Genomic DNA, 25,303 nt, shown 5'->3' on the forward strand with positions numbered 1-25,303 from the left:
GGTTCAGTCCTTCCCGAGGATCTTGGTGAGGGCGCCACGGAGTGCCGCCTCGGGGTCCTCTGCCAGGTTCATGGAGCGCCACGCGACATGCTTGTCGGGGCGGACCAGGATCGCACCCGACTCCTCGACCTCACGGAGCTTGGTCCAGTCGTAATAGAGGTCGGTGACGTCACGGCCCGGGCCGATCACCACCGTCTCGAGCGGGATGCCGAGGTCCTGCGCGACCTTCTCGGCCGCTCCCGCCCACTCCTCACCCGCGATGCCGGTGATCAGGGTCCAGCGCGTGTACGGCGCCAGGTCCATCATGGCGAGCTTGGTGACGTTGTCACCGACCCACGCGTGCGGGAGGTGGGCACCCGGTGACGTCGACATGACGTGGTAGAGGTCCTCGTCCTTGCCGGCCGGGGGCCGCGTGCCGTCGGAGACGACGGCACCGGACTCGTAGAACTGTCCGAGCTCCACGCCGTGGGCGTTGAACTCGTAGTTCTTGGTCTCCATCGCGGTGACGAGTGCGGCCCGTTTGGCCGCACCCTCGGGCGTGTTGGCCTTGCGCTCCTCGATCGCGGCCCGCATCTCCGCTTCGTCCTTCGCACCGAGGACGCCGAGGGCCTGGAAGATGTCGACGAACTCGCGGCCCGACTTGTTGGCCCGCTTGACGATCCGCTCGGCCACCGGAGCGCGCTCCGCCGAGTACGACTCCAGCAGGGACGGGCCGGCCTGCCCGCGCAGCACGGCGGCGATCTTCCACGCCAGGTTGTAGGAGTCTTGGACGCTGGTGTTCGAGCCCAGACCGTTGCTCGGCGGGTGGCGGTGGATGGCGTCACCGGCGCAGAAGACGCGACCCTTCTGCAGGTGGGTGGCGTACATCTCGTTGTTGCCCCAGAGGCTGGTGCCGGTGATCTCCACATCGAGCTCCGGCATGCCCAGCAACTGCCGCACGATGCGGACGGCCTCGGCCTCGTCGACCACCGGCGGCTCGCCGTTGATGTCGTAGCCCCACACGATGAGCCACTCGTTCCAGGGCCGCACCATCCGGACCAGACCGGCGCCGATGCCGCCGACGTTGGCACCCGGCTGGATCACCCAGTACAGGACGGACGGCCGGTGTCCGACGTAGCTCTCGATGTCGGCCTTGAACGTGATGTTCATCGAGCCGGCGATGTCCATCGCGCCCTCGTAGGGCAGGCCGATGTCCGCGGCGACCTTCGACCGGGCGCCGTCGGCACCGATGAGGTACTTCGCCCGGATGTCGTACTCCTGGCCGGTGAGCCGGTCACGCACCTGGACCGTGACACCGGCGTTGTCCTGCGTGTGCGACACGTACTCGGTGGAGAAGCGGGTCTGGGTCCCGCGCACCGTGGCGTTCTTGACCAGGATCGGCTCGAGGTAGGTCTGCGGGATGTCCACGGTGAGGCAGGGCGAGGCCAGCCGGTAGTCCGCCTCCCGGTCGGGCCGGGTGCCCCAGGTGTGGATGCGGCCGATCTCCTCGCCCGCGATGGAGGTGCAGAAGACGGTGTCGCCGACGAGGTCGTGAGGCGTGGCGTCCGCCAGCACCTGGTCCTCGATCCCCAGGTCGCGGAAGATCTCCATCGCCCGCTGGTTGGTGATGTGCGCGCGGGGCGTGTTCGCCGTCCAGCGGTACTTGGTGATCATGATGTTGTCGATCCCCAAGGTGGACAGGGACAGTGCCGCCGAGGCACCGGCCGGACCGGAGCCGACGATCAGGACGTCGGTCTCCAACTGCGATGACGTCGGAAGTGCGGTCTCACCCAGACCGTCGTTGAACTCGGGCACGTTGAATGCCTCACCTTCTGCTCACGGTGTTCTTCGAGCAGCGTGGCATCGGCGCCGCCCCACCTGGCCGGATCGGTGTGAGGACGGCCGAAATCCGTACGGGTGGGTGGGCTCAGCAGCGTTTCGCGGCCGCGCGGCGCAGCTCACCGGCGGCGATGCCGAAGTGCTCCTGGAAGGTCTGCGAGAAGTGCGCGGTCGACCGGAAGCCGCACTTGGCCGCCACCCCGGCCGTGGACAGTGTGGGGGCGTCCGGACCGGTCAGCAGATTGTGGGCGAGCTCGAGCCGCCGGCCGAGCACGTGCCGTGGGAACGTCTTTCCCATATCGGCGAAGACACGGGTGAGTTGGCGGACGCTGATGCCCACCGCCTGTGCCACTTCGGTGGCCGACAGCCGGGGATCGCGGAGCCTGTCCTCGACATAGGCGCAGGCGAGGGCCCGGTGCAGGACATGAGGCCGGACGGCACCGTCGCTCACGAGCACGGACAGGAGGTCCACGATCGTCTGCTCGTCGGGCGGCGTCGGATCGTGGCCGTCGACGGCACGACCGACAAGACGCGCGATCGCGCGGCCGTACGGGCTGGCCTCACTCCTGCGGATGATGAGCGGCTCCCCGGGCGCGGGGGAGCGGATCTCCTCCGGCAGGACACGGCGGTCCACGCGCAGTGCCAGTTCGTCCAGGCCGTCGGCGAACCCACGGACGAAGTGCCCGTCCGCGTCACAGACCAGAAGGTCCCCCGGACGCAGGATCTGCCGTCGCCCCGCCTGCTTGAACAGCGCTTCCCCGTGGAGGGAGACGAACAGGGCCACGGCGCCTGTCGGCTGCTGCCCGATGAGATCGAGGGAGCGCTCCACCGAGTGAGCCGTGCTCCGGACACGGGCCAGATGCACCCGGTCGAGTTGGAGGTTGTCTTCCCGGGCCCGGAACTCCTCCCCCCTTCGTGTCCGGCACTTCAACGCGATCAGGGCATCCGCGTTGTGCTCTTCCCAGGCCGACAGACGCAGTTCGGGAGGAACGCGCGCCGTGGAGAACACCGGCACCGGGCGGACCGCTGCCGAGGGTGTGTGAGGTGCGTGCATGTCGGGAGCCGGGGTGTCGAGGGAGGCGAACGTCGGTGGGGCGGCTGTGCACTCATGGACGTCCAGGGCCCGCCCGTCTCCGGGCCTCGTGCGATGAACGTCCGGTCGTTCGGTCACCGTAGGATCGGTTCCTTTAAGTGTCAACCATCGCAGAGGCGCGGATGTGATCCGCGAGTGCGCCCGGACGACGCAGGCGATCAGACGACCCGCCGGATGACCTCGATGGTCCGGGTGAGGTGGGGCTCGGTCCGGTCCGTCCGGTGGGCGACCGCGAGGTCGACGGTGGCGGTGGGGCGGACCAGCGGCCGGTAGGCGACACCGTCGAGGGACAGCGCGGTCACCGGCTCGGGGACGATCGCCACCCCGAGCCCGCCGGCGACCAGGGTGATCAGGGTCGAGGTCTCGCCCACCTCGTGCCTGACGTGCACATCGATCCCGGCGTCGCGGAACAGCCCGAGCACGATGTCGTACATCACCGAGCGGCGGTCGGCGGAGTGCACGATGAGGTCGGCCTGCCGCAGGTCGGCGACGCGCACCTGCCGGCGGTCGGCCAGCCTGTGGTCCGCCGGGACCGCGACCACGAGCCGGTCACGCCGCAAGGGTGCGACCGTGAGGGACGAGTCGGCCACGGTCGGGCGCAGCAGCGCGACGTCGATCGCGCCCGTCCGGAGCGCCTCGACCTGGTCCGGGGCGAGCATCTCGCCGCGGAAGGCGAAGTCGACCCCGGGGAGTTCGGCCGCGAGGTGACGGGAGAGCGGGGGCAGCAGGCTGTACGTCGCCGAGCCGACACAGCCGATCGACAGATGGCCCACCGACCCGGAGGCCACCCGGCGGGCCTCGTGCGCCGCCTCGTCCACGTCCGCCAGGATCGCGCGGGCCCTGGTCAGGTAGGCGCGGCCCGCGTCGGTGAGCTCGACCCGCCGGGTGGTGCGGTACAGGAGTTCCACGCCCAGGTCCGCCTCCAGCCTGCGGATCGCCTGGGACAGCGCCGGCTGCGCCATGTGCAGCCGGTCTGCCGCCCGGCCGAAGTGGCGCTCCTCGGCCACGGCGACGAAGTAGCGCAGCTGGCGGAGATCCATAGCTTCCTCGTATTAATCCAGCATGATATTGATACTTCACCGTATCGCTGGCGGAGCCTACCGTCCCAGGCATGAGTTCTTACGTCTATACCGCCGTCCGCACCCCCTTCGGCCGCTTCGGGGGCGCCCTGGCCGGCGCCCGGCCCGACGATCTGGCCGCCGGTGTCATCGAGGCGCTGCTGGCCAGGGCGCCCGGGCTGGACCGTGCCGCCGTCGACGAGGTGGTCTGGGGCAACGCCAACGGCGCCGGGGAGGAGAACCGCAACGTCGGCCGGATGGCCGCGCTCCTGGCCGGCCTGCCGACCAGCGTCCCGGGCACCACGGTCAACCGGCTGTGCGGCTCCTCGCTCGACGCCGCCATGATCGGCTCCCGCGCGATCGAGACCGGTGACGCCGACGTCGTCCTGACCGGCGGCGTCGAGTCGATGACGCGCGCCCCCTGGGTGCTCCCGAAGCCGGCCAAGGGCTTCCCGGTCGGCAACGTCACGGCCGTCTCGACGACGCTGGGCTGGCGGCTGGTCAACCCGCGCATGCCCGAGGAGTGGACGGTCAGCCTCGGCGAGGCCAACGAACAGCTCCAGGACAAGTACCGGGTCGGCCGGGAACGGCAGGACGCGTTCGCCGTCCGCTCGCACCGGCTCGCCGCAGCCGCCTGGGACGAGGGCTTCTACGACGATCTGGTCGCTCCCGTCGAGGGCCTCACCCGTGACGAGGGCATCCGGCCGGACTCCTCGCCCGAGAAGCTGGCCGGGCTCAAGCCCAGCTTCCGCAAGGACGGCACCATCACCGCCGGCAACGCCTCCCCGCTCAGTGACGGCGCGTCCGCCGTGCTCCTGGGATCGGAGGCCGCCGCCGAGCGGATCGGCCTGGAGCCGGTAGCCCGCATCGCGGGCCGGGGCGCCTTCGCCCTCGACCCCCAGGCGTTCGGCTACGCCCCGGTCGAGGCGGCCAGCATCGCTCTGAAGCGGGCCGGTGTCACCTGGGAGCAGGTCGGCGCGGTCGAACTCAACGAGGCGTTCGCGGTGCAGTCGCTGGTGTGCGTCGACGCCTGGGGGATCGACCCGGAGATCGTCAACACCAAGGGCGGCGCGATCGCGGTCGGCCACCCGCTCGGTGCCAGCGGAGGCCGCATTCTCGGCACGCTGGCCAAGGTGCTCCGCGAGCGCGGCGAGCGATGGGGTGTCGCCGCGATCTGCATCGGCGTCGGGCAGGGCCTGGCAGTGGTTCTGGAGAACACGGAGGTGGCCGCGTGAGCCGGGCAGAGATCCTCGACACGGTCGACGAGGCGGTCTCCGGGATCGAGGACGGCAGCACCGTCCTGGTCGGCGGGTTCGGCATGGCGGGAATGCCGTTCGACCTCATCGACGGCCTGATCCGTCAGGGCGCCAAGGACCTGACCATCGTGTCCAACAACGCCGGCAACGGCGAGGTGGGCCTGGCGGCGCTGCTGAAGGCGGGCCGGGTGCGCAAGGTGCTCTGCTCCTTCCCCCGGCAGAGCGACTCCTACGTCTTCGACGAGCTGTACCGGGCCGGGAAGGTCGAGCTGGAGGTCGTCCCGCAGGGCAACCTCGCGGAGCGGCTGCGCGCGGCCGGCGCCGGTATCGGCGCGTTCTTCTGCCCGACGGCCGTCGGGACACCGCTGGCCGAGGGCAAGGAGACCCGCACGATCGACGGGCGCGACTACGTGCTCGAGTACCCGATCAAGGGCGATGTCGCGCTGATCAGCGCCCACCGCGCCGACGGGATGGGCAACCTGGTCTACCGCAAGACGGCCCGCAACTTCGGGCCGGTGATGGCGACCGCGGCCGCGACCACGATCGTCCAGGTCGACGAGGTGGTCCCGACCGGCGATCTCGACCCCGAGGCCGTCGTCACCCCGAGCGTCTACGTCGACCGCATCGTGCGGGTCGAGGCTCGTCACTACACCGTGCAGGGAGCGCGCTGACATGGCACTGACCCCAGACGAACTCGCCGCGGTCGTCGCGCGCGACATCCCGGCCGGCTCCTACGTCAACCTGGGGATCGGCCAGCCCACCAAGGTGGCCGATCATCTGCCCGAGGGCTCGGGCGTGGTGCTGCACACCGAGAACGGGATGCTCAACATGGGCCCCGCCGCCACCGGCGACCAGATCGACCCCGATCTGACCAATGCGGGCAAGGTGCCGGTGACCGAACTGCCCGGAGCGTCGTACTTCCACCACGCGGACTCGTTCGCGATGATGCGCGGCGGTCACCTCGACGTCTGCGTGCTCGGCGCCTTCCAGGTCTCCGCCACCGGCGACCTGGCCAACTGGCACACCGGCGCACCGGACGCGATCCCGGCCGTGGGCGGTGCGATGGACCTCGCCATCGGTGCCAAGCAGACCTTCGTGATGATGAAGCTCTTCGACAAGCAGGGCCGGTCCAAGCTGGTCCCGGAGTGCACCTACCCGCTGACCGGCGTCGGCTGCGTCAGCCGGGTCTACACCGACGCCGGGGTCTTCGACGTGGGACCGGAAGGCGTGCTCGTGCGGGAGACCTTCGGCATCGGGCTCGACGATCTCCGCGCCCGGCTGGACGTGCCGCTGGCCGTGGGCTGATCACACGGCTGCAAGCCCGGACCGGCCTCGAAGCGCCGGCCCGGGACGGCGGCGGCCGGGCGTCCGCGTGCCCGCCGTGTCCTGCCGTCCGCCGGCTCCGCACGTCGGGCCGGTGCGCACTTTGCCGCCATCGACGTGACCGAATCCGCCAGTGCCATCTGGCTGTTACTCGTGGGTGACACCGTCGGTCGGGTACGGAGGGCCGTCGTGGATCCCTCCTGCTCGGCGGCATCTCGGCCTGAGTGAAAGAGAACGTTCATGCCACGGAAACACTTCTGGGTCGGCTCCGATCAGCGGACCACCGGCTCCGGCACCGTCTCGGTCGGTCCGATGCACGTGGAATGGCAGGCACCGCAGGAGGTCACCCAGCCCCACCCGGTGGTGCTGGTACATGGTGGCGGCGGTCAGGGGCTGGACTACCTCAGCACCCCCGACGGGCGGTCCGGCTGGGCGAGCTTCCTCGTCGAAGCCGGTTTCGAGGTCTACGTGGTGGACCGGCCCGGACATGGCAGGTCGCCCTACGACCCGGACGTGCTCGGCCCGATGGTGCCCACCATGCCGGTCGAAGCCATGATGAACGTCTTCGCTCCGGCGGCCGCGGCGGCCGGTCACACCCAGTGGCCCGGCGGCCGGGATACCGACGACCCGTTCGTCCGTGACCTGCACGCGAGCTTCGGTCCGATGCCGGCCGACTGGGCCGCCATGCACGCCCTGGAACGGACCCGGATGGCCGAACTCCTGGACCAGGTCGGCCCGGCGATCGTGTTCTGCCACTCGGCCGGCGGCCCGGCCGGCTACCTCGCCGCCGACGCCCGCCCCGAACTGGTCAAGGCGCTGGTGGCGATCGAGACGATCGGACCGCCGTTCCTCAGCAGGGGCCCCGGCGCATCCCTGGACTGGGGACTGGCGAGCGTACCCATGACCTTCGACCCACCCGTGGCGGACGCCTCGGAGCTGAGGTTGGTCACCACGCCGCAGGACGGCGAACCTCCGATGACCCTCCAGGAGGAACCGGCCCGCACACTCGTCAACCTTGCCCGGGTGCCGATCGCCGTGGTCACCGCCGAGCAGTCACCGTTCATGCGGTTCGACGGGCACCTCATGGCGTTCCTGCAGCAGGCGGGCTGCGACGCCGACCTGGTGCGCCTCGGCGACCACGGCGTCCATGGCAATGGCCACGGCGTGATGTTCGAGCGCAACAACCGAGAGGCGCTCCACGTGATCCTCGCCTGGCTGCACAAGCGGCTCGGCTGACACCGCCGGGCGCCCCGAAGAATCAGCAGTGCGACGAAGGAGTCTCACCAGATGATTGCCGCGGAGATCAACTACGCGCTCAAGGTCGACGGGCGTGCCCGGTTCGACCTCGTGGAGAAGGAGCGCACCACCGTCAACATCGCCCCGGCGCCGGTGACGGTGCGGGACGCCCGGCCGCGCAACGCCGAACTCGACCTCGATGTGAACGGGTTCCGGCTGTACGAGCACAACAGCGCCATCGCGGTCACCGGCACCCGGCAGGAGCTGGAGACGGCCTATCTCGACGAGATGAGCGCCTTCATCAAGGAACTGACGGGCGCCCGCGAGGTCCGGCCCCAGCGCAGCGGCATGCAGATTCGCCGGTCCAGGATGAACAAGGGCGAGAGCGAGAGCATGAACGACCACCTGCTGCCCGCCGCTTTCGCGCACCTGGACTTCACCGACCGCTCGATGGAGTCGTTCCTGGAACTGTCCGCCACCGACGACGGTCCGATCGCGCCCTACGGCCGCATGGCGCTGTTCCAGACCTGGCGGGTCATCTCGCCGCCGCCGCAGGACAACCTGCTGGCCGTGGCCGACCCGACGTCGGTGCCCGAGGAGGACATCTTCCTGATGGACACCCGGCTCGGCCCGGAGAACTTCCCGTCGTGCTTCTTCGAGTCCCGGCTGGCCACGGCCAACCCGCAGCACAGCTGGAACTACTTCCCGGGCATGCGCGCCGACGAGGTGCTGGTCTTCAAGGGTTACGACACCGACCCGAGCCGGGTCAGCGGCGTCATGCACACCGCCTTCCGCATTCCCGACGCCCCGGCCGACGCCCTGCCGAGGGAGAGCATCGAGGCCCGGTTCATGGCCTTCTTCGACTAGACCACACCCCGGTGACCAAGGAGAACAACGATGGAAGAGGCCAAGGCCACTGTTCGGGCGCTCGTCGACGCGCTCAACCGCAAGGACTGGGAGCGCTTCGGCGAGCTGCTCGCTCCCGACGTGCAGTACACCATCATGGGCTACGAGTTCCCCGGCGCCGGCACGATGGACCGGGAGACGACGCTCAAGCAACTGCCGGTCGTGTTCGGCCTCTTCGCTGACGACAGCCCCCGGGTGGAGATCACGCATCTGATCGCCGAGGGCGGCTGGGTGCTCGTGGAATCGCAGGGCACGGGTTCGTTCCGGGACGGAACCGGCTACGAGAACCGGTATGCCGCCGTCTACGAGGTGGCCGACGGCCGGATCAGGACCGTGCGCGAGTACATGGACACGCAGCACATGGCGAACCTGCTGACCGCCGTGACGGCGTCGGCCGAGGACGCTCGATGAGCGGGGGCCGTACCCGGGGCCAGGTGGTGGTCGTCACGGGCGCGGCGAGCGGGCAGGGCCTGGCGCACTCGGTGGCGCTGGCCGCCGAGGGCGCCACGGTGATCGCCACCGACATCGGCGAGCCCCGGGAGAAGCTGCCCGACGCGGTGGTGTTCCGGACGCTGGACGTGGCCGACGAGGAGCAGTGGCGGGCCTTCGCGAGCTGGCTCGGCGACACCTACGGCCGGGTGGACGCCCTTGTCAACAACGCCGGGGTGGCCAGCGCCGCCCCGACGTTCGAGGACCTCGAACTGGCCGAGTGGAACCGGGTGTTCGGGGTCAACGTCACCGGCCCGATGCTCGGGATCAAGCACCTGGTGCCGCTGATGACCGAGGGCGGTTCGATCGTCAACGTCAGTTCGCTCGCGGGCATGCTGGGCGCGGTACTGCCGGCGTACACGGCCAGCAAATGGGCCCTGCGGGGCCTCTCCCGGAGCGCGAGCCAGGAACTGGGTCCGCGCGGGATCAGGGTCAACACCATCAGTCCCGGGTTCATCGACACCCCCATGGTCGGGTTCCTGGGGCAGCCCATGCGCGACGCGACCCTCGCGAACGTGCCGCTGGGCCGGCTCGGCACGGTGGACGACGTCAGCCCTCTCGTCGTCTTCCTCGTCTCACCGGAATCCTCGTGGATCAGCGGAGCGGAGATCCCGGTGGACGGCGGTGAGTGGTCCCACGGCGGGAACAAGCGGCTCACCGACTTCCTCCGCGAGGCCGGGGCGATCGGCGGAGCTGCACCGGGGGAGTGACGCGGCCGAGGGGCCGGTTCGGGGGTTCCCCCTCCGGCCCCGCGGAGTGACAGGGGCGAGCCCTGAGCAGATGCTTGCCGGGAAGGACCTCCGGACGAGCAGTGGATCCGCCGCAGGCGACCACTGCGCGAACCGGAGGTCCTTCCGCTTGCCCAGGCAGCGTGTTCGGCTTCACCGCGGTGATTGGTGTACCTCGCGATCGCGGCCCTGCTCCAGGGTGTGGTGCCCGTCGTCCGCGTGCGCCGCGGCGGGAACCGGGGCTCGGCCGCAGGGCCGGTCCCGTCGACGGAGACGGTCAGGCCGGCCGCTCGGCCGAGCGGGCGAACCGCTTGCGGTACTCCTCCAGCCGGGCACGGCCGGCTCCGTCGACGAGGCCCCGCTCGATCGTCGCGACCGTCTCCTTGAGCAGCGCGATCCAGGTCTTGACCGTGGCCCCGGTGCTCGACGAGGGCAGCTGCCCGATCCTGACCAGCAGGGCGACGTCTCCCTCGGGGTTGTGGACCGGCGCAACGATCGAACCGACGTCGAAGACCTCGTGGTCGTCGAGGCGCACCTCTTCGGTGAAGACCGGTGCCCGAGCCAGGTCGGAGATGACGGCGCGTCGCCCCGCGGGGGTGAATCGGCCGGTGGCGTAGTCGGTCAGGACGTCGTGCAGGCGCTCGAACGCGCGCGCGTCGGATCCGGCCATCGTGATCTCGACGCCGTGCGCGACGATGCTGTCGAGCCGCCGGCGGTACGACGCCAGCTGGTCGGCGTCGGCCAGCGTGGCCAGCCAGCGTTCGGCCACCGGTGGTGCCGCCTTTGCGATGTACGCCATGCCGATGGGAGGTACGAGCGGTATCCGCTGGCCGAGCTGCCCGCCCGTCTCCGCGTCACCGCCGTAGGCCGCGACCGCGGTCGTCAGTTCGTCGTCGTCGACGACGACCAGAGCCGCGGCTTCGCAGTCCAGCCGGGTGGCGAGGGCCTCGACCTCGGGTGTCGCCACGTCGGCCAGGCGAAGCGCCGCGAACAGTTCGGCGTCGCCCCGGGCGGACATGCTCTTCGGGAAGAAGGCCCCGTAGCCGCCCTGGAAGAAGAGCATGGGCGTGACGGAGCGGGCGACCTCCATGTCGACGACGTCACAGAGCGTTATCCAGTGGTCGCCGGCGTCGACTTGCGTCCTGCGGGTGCAGTGGACGTGGGCGACGGCCCCTTCGACGACGGGCGCCCCGAAAGACGAGAGCGACCAGGGGACCTTGTCGAACTTGTCGGCGGCCGATCCGGCGAGTGTCCGGCACACGTCGACCTGGTCGTGGGCGAGGACGCTGACGCACAGAACGGGTGATTCGAGGAGCCGGACGTACGAACGTGAGGTCTTCATCGGCATGAACGACACCAGCGGCGGGTCGAGCGAGACGGAACTGAAGGTGCCGACGACCATGCCGACCGGCTCGCCCGAGCACATGCCACTGACGAAGACGACGCCGGTGGGGTAGTGGCCCATGACGTCGCGGTACCGTTCGCTGTCCACCGCTCCTCCTGTCCCGCTGACCTGTGGCCAGGAACGTTAACCGTGTCGTGGCGCCGGGGACCCGCTTGGCGGGAATCGACAAGTCGCACGTCTCGAACCGGCGCCCGGACCCGCGGACCTTCGTGGGTACGTCAGGAGTCTCCCGAGCCGGATCCCGGGACCGTGACACGGGGAAACGCGGCCTGCAGGAGCGTGAGCAGTTCGTCGGCCGACACGGGCCGGTCCACCGCGTCGAAGACCGCCAGCTCCTCACGCGTCTGTTCGGCGACCTTGGGCAGATCCTGTCGGTCCGCCCCGACCTCCTCGAGGGAAGTCGGCAGGCCGAAGGCCGCGATGAACCGGTGGAGCCGGTCGGCACAGGCCATCGCCGCCCGGCGCGCGGTGGCGGCGTCGTACGGGACGTCCAGGGCGCGGGCGATCGGCGCGAAGCGCTCGGGGGCGATGCCGGCCATGAAGCGCATCGCGTGCGGCAGCATGACGCACGAGGTGTAGCCGTGCGGTACGTCCCAGGCCGGCCCGATCTGATGGCCGAGCGAGTGGGACAGCCCCAGCCCGGTGTTGAAACCGCCGAAGAGGGACATCCAGGCCGCGTCGAGGCAGCGTTGGCGGCTGTCCAGGGTGGACTGCGCACGGACGGACAGCGGAAGGTCGGTGACCAGTGCCCGGATGGCCTGCTCGGCCACCGCGTCCGACAGAGGGTGGTGCCGCTTGGCGTAGATGGCCTCGACCGCGTGATCGAGGGCACGTACACCCGTGGAGAGCCAGAGCCAGTCGGGGGTCTCCCGCGTCAGCTCGACGTCGTGGATGACCACGCGCGGCTGGAGCTCGGGACGGATGACGGCGAACTTGAGGTGGGTCTCGACGTCGGACACGCCTCCGGCGGGGGTGAAGGCACCCGCCGACAGGGTCGTCGGCAGCGCGATGTGCAGGAAACCCGGGTCGCCGTCGGAGCCGAAACCGGCAGCCGGGTCCAGTACACCGGCCTCGGACGTGACGTCCCGGCCGGCGAGGTGCGAGGCGACGGCCACCTTGGCGGAGTCGACGGCGCTGCCTCCTCCCAGGCTGACCACCGCGTCGGCGTCCGTCTCGCCGAGGGCCCGGGCGATGTCCCGCACCCGGTCCGACGGGGCGTGCTGAGCCGTGGTACGTACGCCGACGAGGCGCGGTCCCAGGACCTCGCGGACCGTTGCCAGGGCTGTCGACTCCAGGAGCGACCCGGTCGTCACGACGAGCACGCGTGATGCTCCTCGTCGATCGATCTCGGTGGCCAGCTCCCGCGTGGCTCCGAGCCCGGAGACCACCTTCTCGAGCCGGGTCAGGTCGAACGTCGAAACGGGCATGGAGACCGGTCCCTTCACACATCGGCAGTGGTTCGTCGTCCCGTCGGCGGCCGGTCCGGGGGCGGCATCCTGCGGGGCGCAGGTCGGAAAGCGGCTGTGTCCTCAGTGCCCGGACCCGCGGCGGATGTCGCTCGCGCGTGCGCCGTAGGCACCGCGGAAGGAGCGCGAGAACTGTGACGCCGACCGGAAACCCGACAGGCGGGCGATGTCGGCGATCGAGGCGGCCGCCCGGGAGTCGTCCAGGAGGAGCGTCCGGGCGTGCTGGAGGCGGGCCGTCTGAATGAACTGGGCGACGGTCGAGCCGTGTTCCGCGAAGACCCGGGCGAGATGGCGGGTGCTGACTCCGACCGCCTTCGCGACCCGGCTCACGTCGAGATCGGGGTCGTGCAGGTTGCGGCGTACGAAGTCGTTCGCCGTGATCCAGTACGACTCGGCCGCGTCACCTGCGCCCAGGAGCCGGCCGAAGAGATCCTTCATGGTGCGCTCGGCGGCTTCGGGCGCGTCGAGGGGCTCCCGAAGGGCGGACCGGGCGAGGAGCGTGGCCCGGCGGGTGTACTCGGCCCGGGGCCCGCCGTCCGCCGCGCGCAGCACCGTCGGCATGGATGACGCGACCGCGGTGGGACCGGGGAGGCTGTCCTTGCCGATGCGGACGGCGATCAGGTGGAACTCGCCGAGCAGGCCGAACACGGCCGGCACTCGGGCGTCGTAGATCTGGGCGTCACCCGCAAAGATCCGGTCGGTGCCGCCCGAGTGCAGGATGTTGCCCTCACCCTTCAGCAGGACCAACAGGTACACCTCGTCACGGTTCCCGGCCGCGATGTGCTCACGGGTCCGCTCGACGAAGTGCCCTTGACCCCGCATCTCCGTGATCCTCACGTCGCCCAGCTCGGTGCAGCGCACCTTCGCCTCGAGGTCGCCGGCCGTGAACGTACGACACCGGAGAGGAGCCAGCCATCGGTGGTTGAATACCTCCCACAGGGGAATGCGCGACTTCGCCTGGACCCGCGCGGTGTCGAACTCCACGAGGCGGCCCGGGACTTGCAAGGGCTGGGACGGCACAGTCGGACTCCGCTCCAGAGGGAAGGGTGACGCGGCTCGGTTCGGTGGTGCCAGGGTCTCGGCCAGGGATGCGGACGAGCGTGAGGCGGAGCCGCCGTCATGCCGCCGCGTGCTCGTCGGTGAGGAGTCCGAGGCAGCCTTCTCGGGAAGCTATAGCGCGATGTCCTCCACCGCAACAGTGTCGTCTTCGAGCCGCGGCCGCCGGGCGCCTGGAGGACATCCGCTTGTGACTCATGCCACTTCGAACGCTTAGCGCACGCCTGTACGGCCAACGCCCGATGCTGGCATGGTGGAGCAGGAAGAAGCCAGTGACGCCGGTCACGGCGGCTCGCCACGGAGCGCAGCAGCGGCGTGGACGGAGATCTGGCGCCGGCTGCCCCCCCATGACGGTCACCTGCCGCCCTTGACCGTACGGGACATGCGATGCCGGCTTCCTTGCGCCATCGGGACTTCGGTCTTCTGTGCGCGCCGCCTCCATCGAAGATGCAGACCGACCGCCAGACGATTGGAGCGTCCGAATGAGCAGCCTCAACGAGACGTCACGGCTGACCGAACCCCTCCCGCAGCCTGAGCCCGGCCTGCGCCCGGCAGACGTCGTCGCACGGGCCGAGGCGATGATCCCGAAGCTGCGCCGGTCGCAGGCGGAGGCGGACGAGCGCGGCCACTTCTCCGACGAAGTGCTCCAGGACTTCCGCGACGCCGGCTTCTACCGGATGCTGCAGCCGAAGCTCTTCGGAGGCTACGAGTTCGACACCGAGACGTTCTTCGAGGTCGTCTACCGCATCTCCGCCGGACATCCGGGAACCGGCTGGTGCTTCTGCCTGTCCGCGACGCATGTCGCCGTCGTGGCGTCCTACTTCGGCGAGCAGGCCCAGCGGGAGATCCTGGGTGACGGTGAGTTCCGTGCCCCGCACCGAGCGGTGGCCGGAGGCAGGCTCGTGCCCGTGAAGGGCGGCTACCGGGTCAGCGGCAAGTGGAGTTTCTCCTCCGGCTCTCCCGTGTCGACCCATTTCATAGGCGACGGTTTCGTCCACGAGGACGGCGAGCAGTCGCGCGTGGTGACCTTCGTTGCGCACCGCGACCAGTACAAGGTGCTCCCCGACTGGGGCAACGGAACCACCCTCGGCATGCAGGCCAGCGGCTCGAACACGGTCGAGATCGAGGACCAGTTCATCCCCGAGCACTGGGTGACCGACCAGGACATCCTGTTCGGCACCCGCACCGACTTCTCCGAGGGGACCCCCGGCACCCGGCTGCACGGCAACCCCCGCTACCTCGGGCTCTTCGACCCGACGTACCACATGTCGTTCGCGGCGATCCTCTCCGGTGCGGCACGGGCCGCCGTCGACCGGATGGCCGAGCTCATGCCGACCACCAAGCAGATCCTGGGCACCGAGAAGATGGACAAGGACCCGGATGCCCTGCGCGCGCTCGGCAAGGGTGCCGCACTGGCCGACGCGGCCCACGCCGTGATGGTCGACACCGCACGTCGGATCGACGCCCTGTACGCCCGCTGGTCCGAGGACGGCCGGCCGATCACGCCGTCCGAATTGATGCGTCTGCACGCCCTCGCCTGCCGCGCCGCCATGCTGGGGGCCGAGGCGGTCCAACTGCTCTTCCAGTCCGCGGGCTCCCGCGCCTCGGGGCGAGGCGACAGCATGCAGCGCTACCTGCGTGACTCCGAGATGTACCTCATCCACCCTTCGAGCCAGCCTTTCGTCGATTTCCTGCGCGGGCTGTCCGAGTTCGACGCCTTCACGGGCGGCGTCTCCTGAACCCCCGGGCCACACCACATGAGGACCTCACATGACCCCTCCCTTCAGCCCGGCCCGGCTCCACTCCGAGGCCGGTGAACCGCTCGTGCTCGCTCGGCACGGATTCTTCTGGACGGGCGTCGAACCGATCACGACGGACGACGGGCCGGCCGTCCGTGGCCAGACGTACGTGGAGTACTGGATCCCGCAGGATCTGCGGCACCGCCTGCCCATCGTCATGATCCACGGCGGAGGCGGCCAGGGCCTGGACTACCTCGGTGACGTCGCCGGCGGCGAGGGCTGGGTCCACCGGTTCGTCCGCAAGGGCTACGCGGTCTACGTGATCGACCGGCCCGGCCACGGCCGGTCACCGGCCGACCCCAAGATCCAGGGGCCGCTCGGCCCCTCGCTTCCCGCACCGATGGTGGAGCGGCTGTTCAGCGCCCCGTCGCGGCTCCCGGACCGGTACCCGGGGGCCGAGCTGCACACGCAGTGGGTCGGGGAGGGCCGGTACGGGGACGAGGCGTTCGACGCGTTCCTCGCCGGCATGGGGCCGATGAACGCGGACGCCGCGCAGCACTACACCGACTGCCGTCGGGGTGGCGTCGAGCTCCTCGACCTGATCGGCGAAGCGATCCTCCTGACGCATTCGGCCGGAGGTCCGGTCGGGTGGCTCGTGGCGGACGCCCGTCCCGGGCTGGTGGCGGGCATCGTCGCGGTCGAGCCGCTCGGACCGTCGTTCCGGGGGGCGCCCCCCGGGGCTCTGACCTGGGGGCTCACCGCCGTCCCGCTGACCTTCGAACCATCGGCGACGACACCGGAGGACCTTGAGCTCCGCGAGGCCACCCTGCCCTCGGGTGTGACCGCTGTGCTCCAGAAAGAACCCGCCCGCAAGCTGCCGAAGCTGGCCGGCGTCCCGGTCGCCGTCGTGACCGGGGAGGCGTCGTGGGCCATGGGCACGGATCCGGGAACGGTGGCCTTCCTCCAGCAGGCCGGCGTCGCCGCCGAGCACGTCCGGCTCGCCGACCACGAGGTGCGCGGCAACGGGCACATGATGATGTGCGAGCGCAACAGCGACGAGGTCGCCGACGTCATCGCATCGTGGCTCTCGTCGAAGGACCTGTGAGCGGCGCGCGCCCACTGGTGCGTGCCGTTGCTTTCGCCGCCGCCCTGGAACGGGTGAGCCGGTGGAAGACGATGACCCATTCCCGCCACCGTGTTGACCGATTCCGCCAGCTGTGCGGACGCGCGCGCTCGACGAGGCAGGTTGGGGCGGAACAGAGCCCCCGGCGGATGCGCTTCCCAGCGCCGCCGGAACAGGCTCACCAAACGAATGCGTTCATGCTCGAGAAACGGAGGAGCTGCGATGAAGCAGCCTCAGGTGATCGTCGTCGGTGCGGGGCCCGTCGGACTCGTGACGGCGCTCGGACTGGCCCGCCGGGGGGTCGCCGTCACGGTTCTCGAGCGTGCGCAGGACATCGTCCGTTCGCCGCGCGCCATGGTCTACCACAACGGAGTGCTCCCGGGACTCGCCGAGCTCGGCATCCTCGATGATGTGGAGAAGGCGGGCTTTCGCGTGACCGATCTCGCGTTCTGGGACCACGCCAACCGTGAGGCGGTCCGGTTCGACCTCGGGGTGTTCGAGGGACATGAGCCCTACGCGTACAACGTTCACCTCGGACAGGACCGCCTGGCCGACGTGGCGCTGGACCATCTGCGCCGGTACTCGGACTCGGAGGTCTTCTTCAACGCGTTGGTCACCGACGTCACGCAGAACGCCGACAGCGTGTCGGTCTCGGCCTTCGTGGACGGGCACCTTCGCGCCTACCGCGCCGACTACGTCGTCGCGACGGAAGGAGCGTCCAGCTCCCTGCGCACCGCGGCCGGCCTCGGCTTCGAAGGGACGACCTGGCCCGAGCGGTTCATCGCCACCAACGTCCGCTACGACTTCAGGAGCCTCGGATACGCCGACTCGACGCTGGTCGTCGACCCGGTCGTGGGTGGGGTCATTGCCCGCGTCGACGAGTCCGACCTGTGGCGCGTCACCTACCACGAGGACAGCAGCCTGCCGATGGAGACGGTGCCGTCCCGGATCGCCGCGTTCTTCGCCGGGCTGCTGTCGGCCGGCGCGTCCTACGAACTGGTGCAGTACTCCCCGTACACGATGCACCAGCGAACCGCGACCAGCTATCGTGCGGGCCGCCTGCTCCTCGCCGGTGATGCCGCGCACGTCACCAACCCGATCGGTGGGCTGGGCCTCACCGGCGGTCTGTTCGACTCGTACGTGCTGTCGGAGGCGCTCGCCGCGGTACTGGCGGGGACCGCGGACGACGAGATCCTCGACGAGTACTCCCTCCGCCGCCGGGACGCGTTCCTCGACTACGGATCGCCGCGGGCTACCCAGTTCAAGACCCTGGTGTTCAACACCACCGACCGGGCGGAGGTCGACAAGACCCTGGACGTGCTGCGCGCGGCCGCCACCGACCCCGAGGCCGCCCGCCGGCAGCTGCGCGTCAGCCAGCCGTACCGGACGTCGTCCCTCTTGGGCGGCGCCGGCAGCGACAGCTGAAGGCGCTGAAGGACAACGAAACACCGCTCGAGGACAGCGAGCCGCGGGCGAGGTGATCCTTAGCAAGGGGCGGCGAGCCCATCGATGTACCGCCCTCTCACCCCACCCGCTCGCATCGAGGCTGATCGCTCTGCGACCGGTCGGCTCGGCCCTTCCCGGGCAGCAGGGGCCCCATCACGGCCGGTGCAAAGTCTTGCCCAGCGTTGGACGCTGTGCGTACCGTTGGGCGCTAAGCGGGCGAATCTGTGTACCGCGTCGTGACTGGAGCCGCTGAGTACCGACAAGCCGTCGGTCGGTGCTCACACCGTCGCAGGGAGTCGAGAACATTGAGGGACAGCACTGAAGTGATGTTCGCAGGCACCCCGGCCGATCGCACGCGCCGCGGCGCGGATCGGCAGAGCCGCATCGGCAAGGCCGCTACTACCGATGGGTGAGCTGCCGGCAGGGCATCCCGAGACGCCACCGGCACAGCGGTCGGCCTCGATGACGTTCTCGACGCTCGGTGTCCCTGCGTCACGGCGGATAGAGCTCTGGGAGCAGTACAACGCGCGGGCCATGGTCCACACGACATGCCGCACACTCCTGGGTGAGGCGCTCGAAGCGACGGAGCGCAACGTGCGAACGCCTCGCCTGCGGCTGGCACACATCACCGCCGCGCCGCACATCGCCGAGCGTTCGGCCCGCGAGATCGAGCGGCACCCGTCCGGCACAGTGCTGCTGACCGCGGTGCTGGCGGGGGAGACGTGCGCTTACTACCGCGACGGGGTGATCACTCTCAGGGCCGGGCAGGCCATGTTGAGCGACACCGACGTCCCCTCGATGCGCGCCTTCGCCCACGGGCTCGACCACCTCGCGCTGACGGTGCCCAAGACGGTCTACCAGGAATTCGTCGCGTCCGACGTCCCCAGGCCCTACGAGGTCCTCGACCTGTCGGCCGGTGCCGGGCGGCCAGGGCCCGGCGCCGTTCTCGCGAAGCTCGTCGACGGCACCGCGCGTGGTGAGACGTGTGACACCGAGGCACTCGAGCGGCATGTGCTCGCGCTCCTGCGCGTCATGGTCAGACGTCCGGCGGCGAACGACGCGGGTTCGCAACTCGCGGCTGCGCAAGCGTACATCCGCCAGCACCTCGCCGACCCGACGCTGTCGGCCACGAGGATCGCGGCGGTACTCGGTGTCAGTGAACGACAGGTGTCGCGCATTTTCAGCCAACACGGGGGAGTGGCGCACTGGGTCACCGACCGGCGCCTCAACCTCGCGCTCCGGTTGCTGTCCTCACCCGAGCGCGCATCGGTGGGGCAGATCGCGCGGGAGTGCGGCTTCGGCTCCCACTCCTACTTCGCGCGCGTCTTCCGACAGCGGTTCGGGATGTCGCCGCGCGAGGCGCTCCATGGCAGGAGCGCCGGAGCGTAACCCGGCATCGCGATCGCTCACGTCCGGGAACGCGAGCAGGGTTCACCACGTTCGACCCGCTGTCGGACACCCGGATGTCCTCGCCGGACTCGGGGGAGTACCGCCCGGGGCCCCGTACCGGGTCCGCGACCACGGCGGGTACGCCGGCTCGGCCTTCGTGCGCAGTGGGGGACGAGACCGGGATGCGCCGCCCCCCGGGGCGGCAGACCGACAGCGGATGGTGAAGGCGCCGTGGTGGACGTGTCGCCGTACGGACACTGCCGTCAGGGCCCCGGCCCCGGCTTCGTACAGTAGGCCGCGAGGGCTCGGCCGGCGGGACGACGCCGCCGGTCCCGATGTGCGACGCCGTCGTCAGACGCGGGTCCGGACCGCGTACGGGCTGTCGAGAGGGCCCAGCAGGAGAGGACGGGACGATGTCTCACCGTGAAGCTGCCCAGGGCAGTGCTGTCCGTGTGCTGATCGTCGACGACGAGCCGGAACTGTCGGAGGTGCTCGCCGTCGCCGTCGCCGAAGAGGGCTGGCAGCCCTTCACCGCGTCGAACGGACACGGTGCGGTCCAGGCGGCGCGAGAGTGTGACCCGCATGCCGTCGTGCTCGACTGGATGCTGCCCGACCTCGACGGCCTGAGGGTCCTGCGGCGGCTGCGGTACGAGAACGCGGAGCTGCCCGTCCTCATGCTCACCGCCCGCGACGCGCTCGCACACCGCCTGGAGGGCCTGTCGGCGGGGGCGGACGACTATGTGACCAAGCCCTTCTCCCTGGAGGAGGTGATGCTGAGGCTTCGTGGACTGCTGCGTCGCTCCGGGGCGGGCATCGCGGAGGCCGCCGCGGACGAGTCCGTCCGGAGGCTGGGTGATCTGGTGCTGTCCGAGCGGAGCCGTGAGGTGACGCGGGGCGATACGCCGGTCACCCTCACGGCGAAGGAGTTCGACCTGCTGTGGTTCCTGATGGGCTCGCCCCGGCAGGTGTTCAGCAAGGCGCAGCTGCTCGAACACGTCTGGAACAGTTCGTTCGACGGTGAGGGCAATCTCGTCGAGGTGTACATCTACAGCCTGCGCTCGAAGATCGACAAAGGCCGGGCTCCGATGATCCATACGGTGCGTGGAGTCGGCTATGTGATCCGTGGAGTGGACGACGGACCATGCTGATGCGGCGCGGCCGGGACATCGGGGCGCACCGGGGACGCGGCGGATCCCTGCGGAGGCGCTTGGTGGTCTCCATGTCCCTGCTGCTGGCCGCCGTCTGCGCGGCCATGTCGTTCGCGACGGTGTTCACGCAGCGGGACTATCTGCGGGAAGACCTTGACCAGAGTGTCACCGAGGCCGCCGAACGGCACCAGGGCGCACTGCTGCGTCTGTGGACCGACGATGCCACCTCTCTGGGGTTTCTCAGACTGCGCGGACAACCGGTCGGGACCCTCGGGGCCCGGGTCGACTCCTCCGGCCGTGTCCTCACCGCCGGTGTGGTGACCGACGACGGCCGTCTGCGGGTGCTTTCCGCAGCGCAGCGAACGGCTCTGGGCGGGCTCACCGCGAACGGCTCGCTGCGCACACGTGTGGTTCCGGACCTCGGCGAGTACCGGCTGACCGCGCTGAAGGTCGACGGGAACTCGGTGATCGCGGGGCTCCCCATGGCCGACGTGCAGCGTATGACCAACCGCCTGATGGTGGCAGAGCTGGTGATCGCGGGGATCGGACTCACCGCGGCGGGCTGTGTCGGCGCGGTGGTGGTGCGGCGTCAGCTGCGCCCCCTCGGTCGGGTCGCCACGACCGCGGCCGAGGTCGCCCGGGTGCCTCTCGACCGAGGAGAGGTCAGGGGACTCAGCCGTGTTCCCGAGCGCGACACCGATCCGGCGACGGAGGCCGGCCAGGTCGGCGTCGCCCTCAACCTGCTGATCGACCATGTGGAGAGTTCACTCGCCGAACGCCAGCGCACCGAGGAGCGCATGCGCCGCTTCCTGGCCGACGCGAGCCATGAGCTCCGTACCCCGCTGGCGTCGATCGCGGGATACGCGCAGCTCATGACGGGCGGTACCGGGGAACTGGATCCGCAGTTGGCCTGGCGGCGGGTCTCCGCGCAGTCGACGCGGATGACGGGACTGGTCGAGGACCTGCTCCTCCTCGCCCACCTCGACGAGGGCCGTCCCTTGTGCACGGCCGAGGTGAACGTCGCGACCCTGGTCGCCGAGGCCGTGTGGGACGCGCGTGCCGCGGGGAGCGATCACGTCTGGCAAGTCGTCCTGCGTCTCGACGCGTCGGTGACCGTGGCCGCAGACCACGCTCGCCTGCAACAGGTCCTGGCCAACCTGCTGGCCAACGCGCGGGTGCACACGCCGGCCGGGACGAGGGTCACGGTGACCGCGGAGGCCACCGACGCCGAGTGTGTCGTCCGTGTCCACGACGACGGGCCCGGCATCCCCGCGAAGGTCCTGTCGTCGGTGTTCGAACGCTTCACGAGGGCCGACGTCTCCCGGGCCCGCACCGCCGGCCGGGAGGGCGGCACCGGTCTGGGGCTCGCCATCGCCGCCGCGATCACCAGGGCGCACGGAGGGCGGATCGAGGTGCGCAGTGAACCGGGCGACACCGAGTTCACCGTATGGCTGCCTCTGACGGAGCATGCGCCGCCCGCGGGCCGCAGGATGTGACCATCCCTGCAGGTCCCAGCCGTAAGAGCGGGGACGGGGAGACGGCCCGTCCAGGACACCGGACAGCAGGCCATTTCAGTTTCGCCTCAGGTAGGTCTGCCAACGTGAGCGTCCACGGCCGGTCGAAGCGAACCAGTCCAAGCGGAAGGGAGCCGGTAGGTGAACCAGGATGGTGCTCGGCACAAGAGGACATCCCGTCGACAGGTGCTTGTCGCCGGAGGGGCGGCGGTCGCCGTGGTCGGCGCCGGCGGTGTGCTGGCCTCGAACGCACTCGGTGAGGAAACACCGGCCAAGGCCAAGCCGAAGGCGCCGGAAGGCGGCGCAGGGGAAACCTGCTACCGGCTGAGCACGGAGGCCATCGAGGGCCCCTACTACGTCGACGTGGACCAGATCCGATCGGACGTCACCGAGGGCAAGGAAGGCGTTCCGCTGACCCTCACCATCAAGGTGATCGACTCCGAGACGTGCAAGCCGGTGCGGGGCGCGGCGGTCGACATCTGGCACTGCGACGCGCTCGGCGTCTACTCCGGGTACGAGGCGCAGGGTTCCGCCCTGCCCGGCGGCATGGCCACCGATGCGCCGCTCCCGGAGGGCGCCGGCGACATGCACCTGGAGCCCACCGACAACAAGAAGTACCTGCGCGGCACCCAGCGCACCGACAACTCGGGCAAGGTCCGTTTCACCAGCATCTTCCCCGGCTGGTACGAGGGTCGGGCCGTGCACATCCACACCAAGGTGCACGTGGACGGGAAGTGGACCAAGGGCGGTTACGAGGGCGGCCGGACCTGCCACACCGGCCAGCTCTACTTCGAGGAGCAGGCCGTCCTCGCCGTCGGCAAGGAGAAGCCGTACTCGGAGAGCACCGTCAAGCGGGTCACCCTCCCGGAGGACGTGATCTACGACGACAGCGGCGCCACGGGCGGCCTGCTCACCCTGCGCTACGACAAGAAGAGGATCGCCAAGGGCGTCGCCGCTTCCATCACGCTGGGTGTCGACCCGGAGGCCACCAACGCGGGAGACGAACTGGTGCTTCCCACCGCCTCGGCCGCGCCCTCGAAGTAGGACGTGCCGCGGCGTGCGGGCTGCGGCGCCCGCTGACGCACGCCGGGACGCGCGGGGAGCGGACACAGGAGCCGGCCGGTCGGGAACCGTCCGGACCTCCTGTGCCCGCTCCCGCAGACGCTTTCAGACCGAGCCGGTGTCCGCCGCGCCGAGCCGGCGCTCTCGACGCCACGGCGAAGTCACCGCCCCCACTCTTTCCGCAGGCAGCCATGACCAAGCACCATGATGAGCGACTCGCCCACATCGCCGTATCCGCTCTGATCGAAGAACTGGCCCTCGCCCCGAAGCCCGGCCTGCCCGACCCCCGTGATCTCACGGCGCGCGCCACGGGCAAGGACCACCAGGCCCTGCGCTGGTCGGCGCGGGCCCTGGAACCGGGGCTGACGGCGATGGCCGCGGCGGCCCGCCGCGCGGGAGAGCCCACGCCCCTGCTGCGCGAGGAACTGGGCGCCATTGGACGGTGCACCGAACACTCGGTGGGTCTGGCCGGCGGCGGCCACCGGGGAGCCCTGTGGACACTCGGCCTGCTCGTCGCGGGCGCCGCACTCGATCCGTCCGCCAGGGGCGCCGAGGTCGCCGCGACCACCAAGCGGATCGCCGCGCACCCCGACCGGAAGGCCCCACGACGGCCCTCACACGGTTCGACGATGGCGGTGAAGTACGGGGCGGCCGGCGCCCGCGGCGAGGCACGCGCCGGCTTCCCCCACGTGTGCCGCGCGCTCAAGGCAGTCGCCGCATCCCGAAAGGCGGGCGCCACCGAGACGCAGGCACGCCTCGACGCCCTGCTGACCGTGATGTCGACTCTCCGCGACAACGAAATCCTCTACGCCGCGGGACCGTTGGGCCTGCGCCACGTCCACGCGGGCGCCCGGACCGTCCTGGACGCGGGCGGCACCGCGACCACCGCCGGCGCCGAGGCACTCGCGGCCCTGGACACCGACCTGCACGCACGAGGCTGGAGCCCCCGCGGCAGCGCCGGGATCCTCGCGGGAGCCCTGTTCCTGGACGCTCTGCCCGCGCAGACCCGCTCCGTAGTCTCTCAGCGACGGGGCTCGGCAAGCCGTCGCTGATCCATCCGGCGGCTCCCGGGCGGCGAGGGGTCTGCCGTCAGGAGGCCCACCGATCACCTCTGGTCATCACCGGCATGTTCCACGGCGCCTCGTCCGGCCGCGCGACACGTCCGCGGTCCCGGACCGGCTCCTCTTCAGCCCGGCCGCCCCCGGACCCGGGCTGACATCCGCGACGGCGCACGTTTCCGATGCCTCAGTCTTTTACTTGACGCTTCAAGTCACTCGCCCTACTGTTACTTGAAACGTCAAGTCATTGCGGAAGGTCCGACACCGTGAACGTCACCCTCTGGATCATCGCGAGCATCCTGGCCGTCGCCTTCCTCCTGGCCGGTCTGATGAAGGCGGGCCAACCGAAGGAGAAGCTGGCCGCCTCGGGCATGGCCTGGGTGGAGGACTACTCCGCCGGTGCCGTGAAGGCCATCGGCGCGGTCGAGGTGCTCGGCGCGCTCGGCCTGGTCCTGCCCGCCGCCTTCGACATCGCGCCGATCCTGGTGCCCCTGGCGGCCACCGGGCTGGCCATCACCATGCTCGGCGCCGCGGTCGTCCACGGCCGCCGCAAGGAGAACCAGATGATCGGCGCCAACGTCGTTCTGCTGCTCCTGGCCGCCGTCGTCGCCTGGGGAAGGTTCGGCCCCTACGCCTTCTGATCCGGGCCGGCCGGCCGGACATCGCGGCGAATCCCCATGCGCGAAATACTCGGACCGTCGGCCGCCGCCCAGGTCGCCGCAGTCGCCTTCGAGGCAGACGCCGCGTCCTTCCGCTGGGGCAGGTCACCGACGGCCTCGCCCATCGCCGCGGGCATCGCGCGCGGCAAGACCATCGTCAGCGTCTGCGACTGACCGGTCGTACCGACGCGGCGTCCGCTCCCGAACGGAGCGGACGACAGACAAGACTTCTGAAAGGAATCTCAATGATCGTGTCAAGCCGCCTGCGTGACCGGCGGGGCGGAGGTGAACAGCCTCTTGTCACGCAGCATCGCCCACAGCACGTCGACCC

23 protein-coding genes are annotated in these 25,303 nt (G+C 70.3%); 17 read left to right on the forward strand and 6 right to left on the reverse strand.

Going from position 1 to position 25,303, the window contains the following annotated elements:
* Positions 1 to 3 precede the first annotated feature (3 nt).
* The 3 genes from ACIF8T_RS35315 to ACIF8T_RS35325 form a co-directional block, all read right to left on the reverse strand.
* Positions 4 to 1,794, reverse strand: coding sequence for an FAD-dependent oxidoreductase (locus ACIF8T_RS35315; RefSeq protein WP_400040908.1), 1,791 nt, complete (start codon positions 1,792 to 1,794; stop codon positions 4 to 6).
* A gap of 112 nt (positions 1,795 to 1,906) precedes the next feature.
* A complete protein-coding gene (locus ACIF8T_RS35320) occupies positions 1,907 to 3,016 on the reverse strand; it encodes a helix-turn-helix domain-containing protein (RefSeq protein WP_400040910.1) in 1,110 nt (369 codons plus the stop codon).
* A gap of 53 nt (positions 3,017 to 3,069) precedes the next feature.
* The gene (locus ACIF8T_RS35325) at positions 3,070 to 3,951 is read right to left on the reverse strand and encodes a LysR substrate-binding domain-containing protein (RefSeq protein WP_400040912.1); all 882 of its coding nucleotides are present in this window, start codon (positions 3,949 to 3,951) and stop codon (positions 3,070 to 3,072) included.
* A 71-nt stretch (positions 3,952 to 4,022) separates the two neighbouring features.
* On the opposite strand from ACIF8T_RS35325, the gene ACIF8T_RS35330 reads away from it, so the two are divergent.
* The 7 genes from ACIF8T_RS35330 (at position 4,023) to ACIF8T_RS35360 (ending at position 9,889) form a co-directional block, all read left to right on the forward strand.
* A complete protein-coding gene (locus ACIF8T_RS35330; RefSeq protein WP_400040914.1) occupies positions 4,023 to 5,204 on the forward strand; it encodes a thiolase family protein in 1,182 nt (393 codons plus the stop codon).
* Positions 5,201 to 5,896, forward strand: a complete 696-nt coding sequence (locus ACIF8T_RS35335; RefSeq protein WP_365739980.1) for a 3-oxoacid CoA-transferase subunit A — start codon at positions 5,201 to 5,203, stop codon at positions 5,894 to 5,896. Before ACIF8T_RS35330 ends, ACIF8T_RS35335 begins: the two co-directional genes overlap by 4 nt.
* Before the next feature lies 1 nt (position 5,897).
* The gene (locus ACIF8T_RS35340) at positions 5,898 to 6,530 is read left to right on the forward strand and encodes a 3-oxoacid CoA-transferase subunit B (protein ID WP_400040916.1); all 633 of its coding nucleotides are present in this window, start codon (positions 5,898 to 5,900) and stop codon (positions 6,528 to 6,530) included.
* A 258-nt stretch (positions 6,531 to 6,788) separates the two neighbouring features.
* Positions 6,789 to 7,784, forward strand: coding sequence for an alpha/beta fold hydrolase (locus ACIF8T_RS35345; RefSeq protein WP_400040918.1), 996 nt, complete (start codon positions 6,789 to 6,791; stop codon positions 7,782 to 7,784).
* 51 nt (positions 7,785 to 7,835) lie between these two features.
* Complete coding sequence (locus tag ACIF8T_RS35350) at positions 7,836 to 8,651, forward strand: CmcJ/NvfI family oxidoreductase (RefSeq protein ID WP_400040919.1); 816 nt, start codon at positions 7,836 to 7,838, stop codon at positions 8,649 to 8,651.
* Between the two features lie 30 nt (positions 8,652 to 8,681).
* Complete coding sequence (locus ACIF8T_RS35355; RefSeq protein ID WP_355569181.1) at positions 8,682 to 9,101, forward strand: nuclear transport factor 2 family protein; 420 nt, start codon at positions 8,682 to 8,684, stop codon at positions 9,099 to 9,101.
* Complete coding sequence (locus tag ACIF8T_RS35360; protein WP_355569178.1) at positions 9,098 to 9,889, forward strand: SDR family oxidoreductase; 792 nt, start codon at positions 9,098 to 9,100, stop codon at positions 9,887 to 9,889. Before ACIF8T_RS35355 ends, ACIF8T_RS35360 begins: the two co-directional genes overlap by 4 nt.
* A gap of 295 nt (positions 9,890 to 10,184) precedes the next feature.
* Here the strand turns inward: ACIF8T_RS35360 and ACIF8T_RS35365 are convergent, their stop codons facing one another.
* The 3 genes from ACIF8T_RS35365 to ACIF8T_RS35375 all read right to left on the reverse strand — a co-directional run bounded on the left by ACIF8T_RS35365 (position 10,185) and on the right by ACIF8T_RS35375 (position 13,798).
* Positions 10,185 to 11,399 (reverse strand): flavin reductase family protein, encoded by a 1,215-nt coding sequence (locus ACIF8T_RS35365; RefSeq protein ID WP_400040922.1) that lies wholly within the window; start codon positions 11,397 to 11,399, stop codon positions 10,185 to 10,187.
* Positions 11,400 to 11,530: 131 nt separating this feature from the next.
* On the reverse strand, positions 11,531 to 12,739 hold the full coding sequence (locus ACIF8T_RS35370; RefSeq protein ID WP_400040924.1) for an iron-containing alcohol dehydrogenase: 1,209 nt from the start codon (positions 12,737 to 12,739) through the stop codon (positions 11,531 to 11,533).
* Positions 12,740 to 12,841: 102 nt separating this feature from the next.
* A complete protein-coding gene (locus ACIF8T_RS35375) occupies positions 12,842 to 13,798 on the reverse strand; it encodes a helix-turn-helix domain-containing protein (protein WP_400040926.1) in 957 nt (318 codons plus the stop codon).
* A gap of 518 nt (positions 13,799 to 14,316) precedes the next feature.
* Here ACIF8T_RS35375 and ACIF8T_RS35380 point away from each other — a divergent pair.
* The 10 genes from ACIF8T_RS35380 (at position 14,317) to ACIF8T_RS35425 (ending at position 25,146) form a co-directional block, all read left to right on the forward strand.
* Positions 14,317 to 15,573, forward strand: coding sequence for an acyl-CoA dehydrogenase family protein (locus tag ACIF8T_RS35380; RefSeq protein ID WP_400040928.1), 1,257 nt, complete (start codon positions 14,317 to 14,319; stop codon positions 15,571 to 15,573).
* 31 nt (positions 15,574 to 15,604) lie between these two features.
* Positions 15,605 to 16,678 (forward strand): alpha/beta hydrolase, encoded by a 1,074-nt coding sequence (locus tag ACIF8T_RS35385; protein ID WP_400040930.1) that lies wholly within the window; start codon positions 15,605 to 15,607, stop codon positions 16,676 to 16,678.
* A gap of 240 nt (positions 16,679 to 16,918) precedes the next feature.
* On the forward strand, positions 16,919 to 18,121 hold the full coding sequence (locus ACIF8T_RS35390) for an FAD-dependent oxidoreductase (protein WP_400040932.1): 1,203 nt from the start codon (positions 16,919 to 16,921) through the stop codon (positions 18,119 to 18,121).
* Between the two features lie 426 nt (positions 18,122 to 18,547).
* Positions 18,548 to 19,531 carry a helix-turn-helix domain-containing protein gene (locus ACIF8T_RS35395; RefSeq protein ID WP_400040934.1) on the forward strand — a complete coding sequence of 328 codons (984 nt, stop codon included), beginning with the start codon at positions 18,548 to 18,550 and terminating at the stop codon, positions 19,529 to 19,531.
* Between the two features lie 413 nt (positions 19,532 to 19,944).
* Complete coding sequence (locus ACIF8T_RS35400) at positions 19,945 to 20,679, forward strand: response regulator transcription factor (protein ID WP_400040936.1); 735 nt, start codon at positions 19,945 to 19,947, stop codon at positions 20,677 to 20,679.
* Positions 20,680 to 20,750: 71 nt separating this feature from the next.
* Positions 20,751 to 22,175 (forward strand): sensor histidine kinase, encoded by a 1,425-nt coding sequence (locus ACIF8T_RS35405; RefSeq protein ID WP_400040953.1) that lies wholly within the window; start codon positions 20,751 to 20,753, stop codon positions 22,173 to 22,175.
* A 204-nt stretch (positions 22,176 to 22,379) separates the two neighbouring features.
* Entirely contained in the window at positions 22,380 to 23,237 is an 858-nt protein-coding gene (locus tag ACIF8T_RS35410) for an intradiol ring-cleavage dioxygenase (protein ID WP_400040938.1), read from the forward strand.
* A gap of 209 nt (positions 23,238 to 23,446) precedes the next feature.
* Positions 23,447 to 24,307, forward strand: a complete 861-nt coding sequence (locus tag ACIF8T_RS35415; RefSeq protein ID WP_400040939.1) for a triphosphoribosyl-dephospho-CoA synthase — start codon at positions 23,447 to 23,449, stop codon at positions 24,305 to 24,307.
* Positions 24,308 to 24,579: 272 nt separating this feature from the next.
* Positions 24,580 to 24,954, forward strand: coding sequence for a DoxX family protein (locus ACIF8T_RS35420; RefSeq protein ID WP_400040941.1), 375 nt, complete (start codon positions 24,580 to 24,582; stop codon positions 24,952 to 24,954).
* Between the two features lie 36 nt (positions 24,955 to 24,990).
* Positions 24,991 to 25,146 carry a hypothetical protein gene (locus tag ACIF8T_RS35425; RefSeq protein WP_400040943.1) on the forward strand — a complete coding sequence of 52 codons (156 nt, stop codon included), beginning with the start codon at positions 24,991 to 24,993 and terminating at the stop codon, positions 25,144 to 25,146.
* Positions 25,147 to 25,303: the final 157 nt, after the last annotated feature.

The organism is Streptomyces sp. NPDC085946, assembly GCF_044540485.1.
Classification (GTDB): domain Bacteria; phylum Actinomycetota; class Actinomycetes; order Streptomycetales; family Streptomycetaceae; genus Streptomyces.

Coding starts and splice junctions, on each gene's coding strand:
- ACIF8T_RS35325 (WP_400040912.1), bottom strand. CDS start 3,951: ATGGATCTCCGCCAGCTGCGCTACTTCGTCGCCGTGGCCGAGGAGCGC.
- ACIF8T_RS35330 (WP_400040914.1), top strand. CDS start 4,023: ATGAGTTCTTACGTCTATACCGCCGTCCGCACCCCCTTCGGCCGCTTC.
- ACIF8T_RS35340 (WP_400040916.1), top strand. CDS start 5,898: ATGGCACTGACCCCAGACGAACTCGCCGCGGTCGTCGCGCGCGACATC.
- ACIF8T_RS35345 (WP_400040918.1), top strand. CDS start 6,789: ATGCCACGGAAACACTTCTGGGTCGGCTCCGATCAGCGGACCACCGGC.
- ACIF8T_RS35350 (WP_400040919.1), top strand. CDS start 7,836: ATGATTGCCGCGGAGATCAACTACGCGCTCAAGGTCGACGGGCGTGCC.
- ACIF8T_RS35355 (WP_355569181.1), top strand. CDS start 8,682: ATGGAAGAGGCCAAGGCCACTGTTCGGGCGCTCGTCGACGCGCTCAAC.
- ACIF8T_RS35360 (WP_355569178.1), top strand. CDS start 9,098: ATGAGCGGGGGCCGTACCCGGGGCCAGGTGGTGGTCGTCACGGGCGCG.
- ACIF8T_RS35370 (WP_400040924.1), bottom strand. CDS start 12,739: ATGCCCGTTTCGACGTTCGACCTGACCCGGCTCGAGAAGGTGGTCTCC.
- ACIF8T_RS35380 (WP_400040928.1), top strand. CDS start 14,317: ATGAGCAGCCTCAACGAGACGTCACGGCTGACCGAACCCCTCCCGCAG.
- ACIF8T_RS35385 (WP_400040930.1), top strand. CDS start 15,605: ATGACCCCTCCCTTCAGCCCGGCCCGGCTCCACTCCGAGGCCGGTGAA.
- ACIF8T_RS35390 (WP_400040932.1), top strand. CDS start 16,919: ATGAAGCAGCCTCAGGTGATCGTCGTCGGTGCGGGGCCCGTCGGACTC.
- ACIF8T_RS35395 (WP_400040934.1), top strand. CDS start 18,548: ATGGGTGAGCTGCCGGCAGGGCATCCCGAGACGCCACCGGCACAGCGG.
- ACIF8T_RS35400 (WP_400040936.1), top strand. CDS start 19,945: ATGTCTCACCGTGAAGCTGCCCAGGGCAGTGCTGTCCGTGTGCTGATC.
- ACIF8T_RS35405 (WP_400040953.1), top strand. CDS start 20,751: ATGTCCCTGCTGCTGGCCGCCGTCTGCGCGGCCATGTCGTTCGCGACG.
- ACIF8T_RS35415 (WP_400040939.1), top strand. CDS start 23,447: ATGACCAAGCACCATGATGAGCGACTCGCCCACATCGCCGTATCCGCT.
- ACIF8T_RS35425 (WP_400040943.1), top strand. CDS start 24,991: ATGCGCGAAATACTCGGACCGTCGGCCGCCGCCCAGGTCGCCGCAGTC.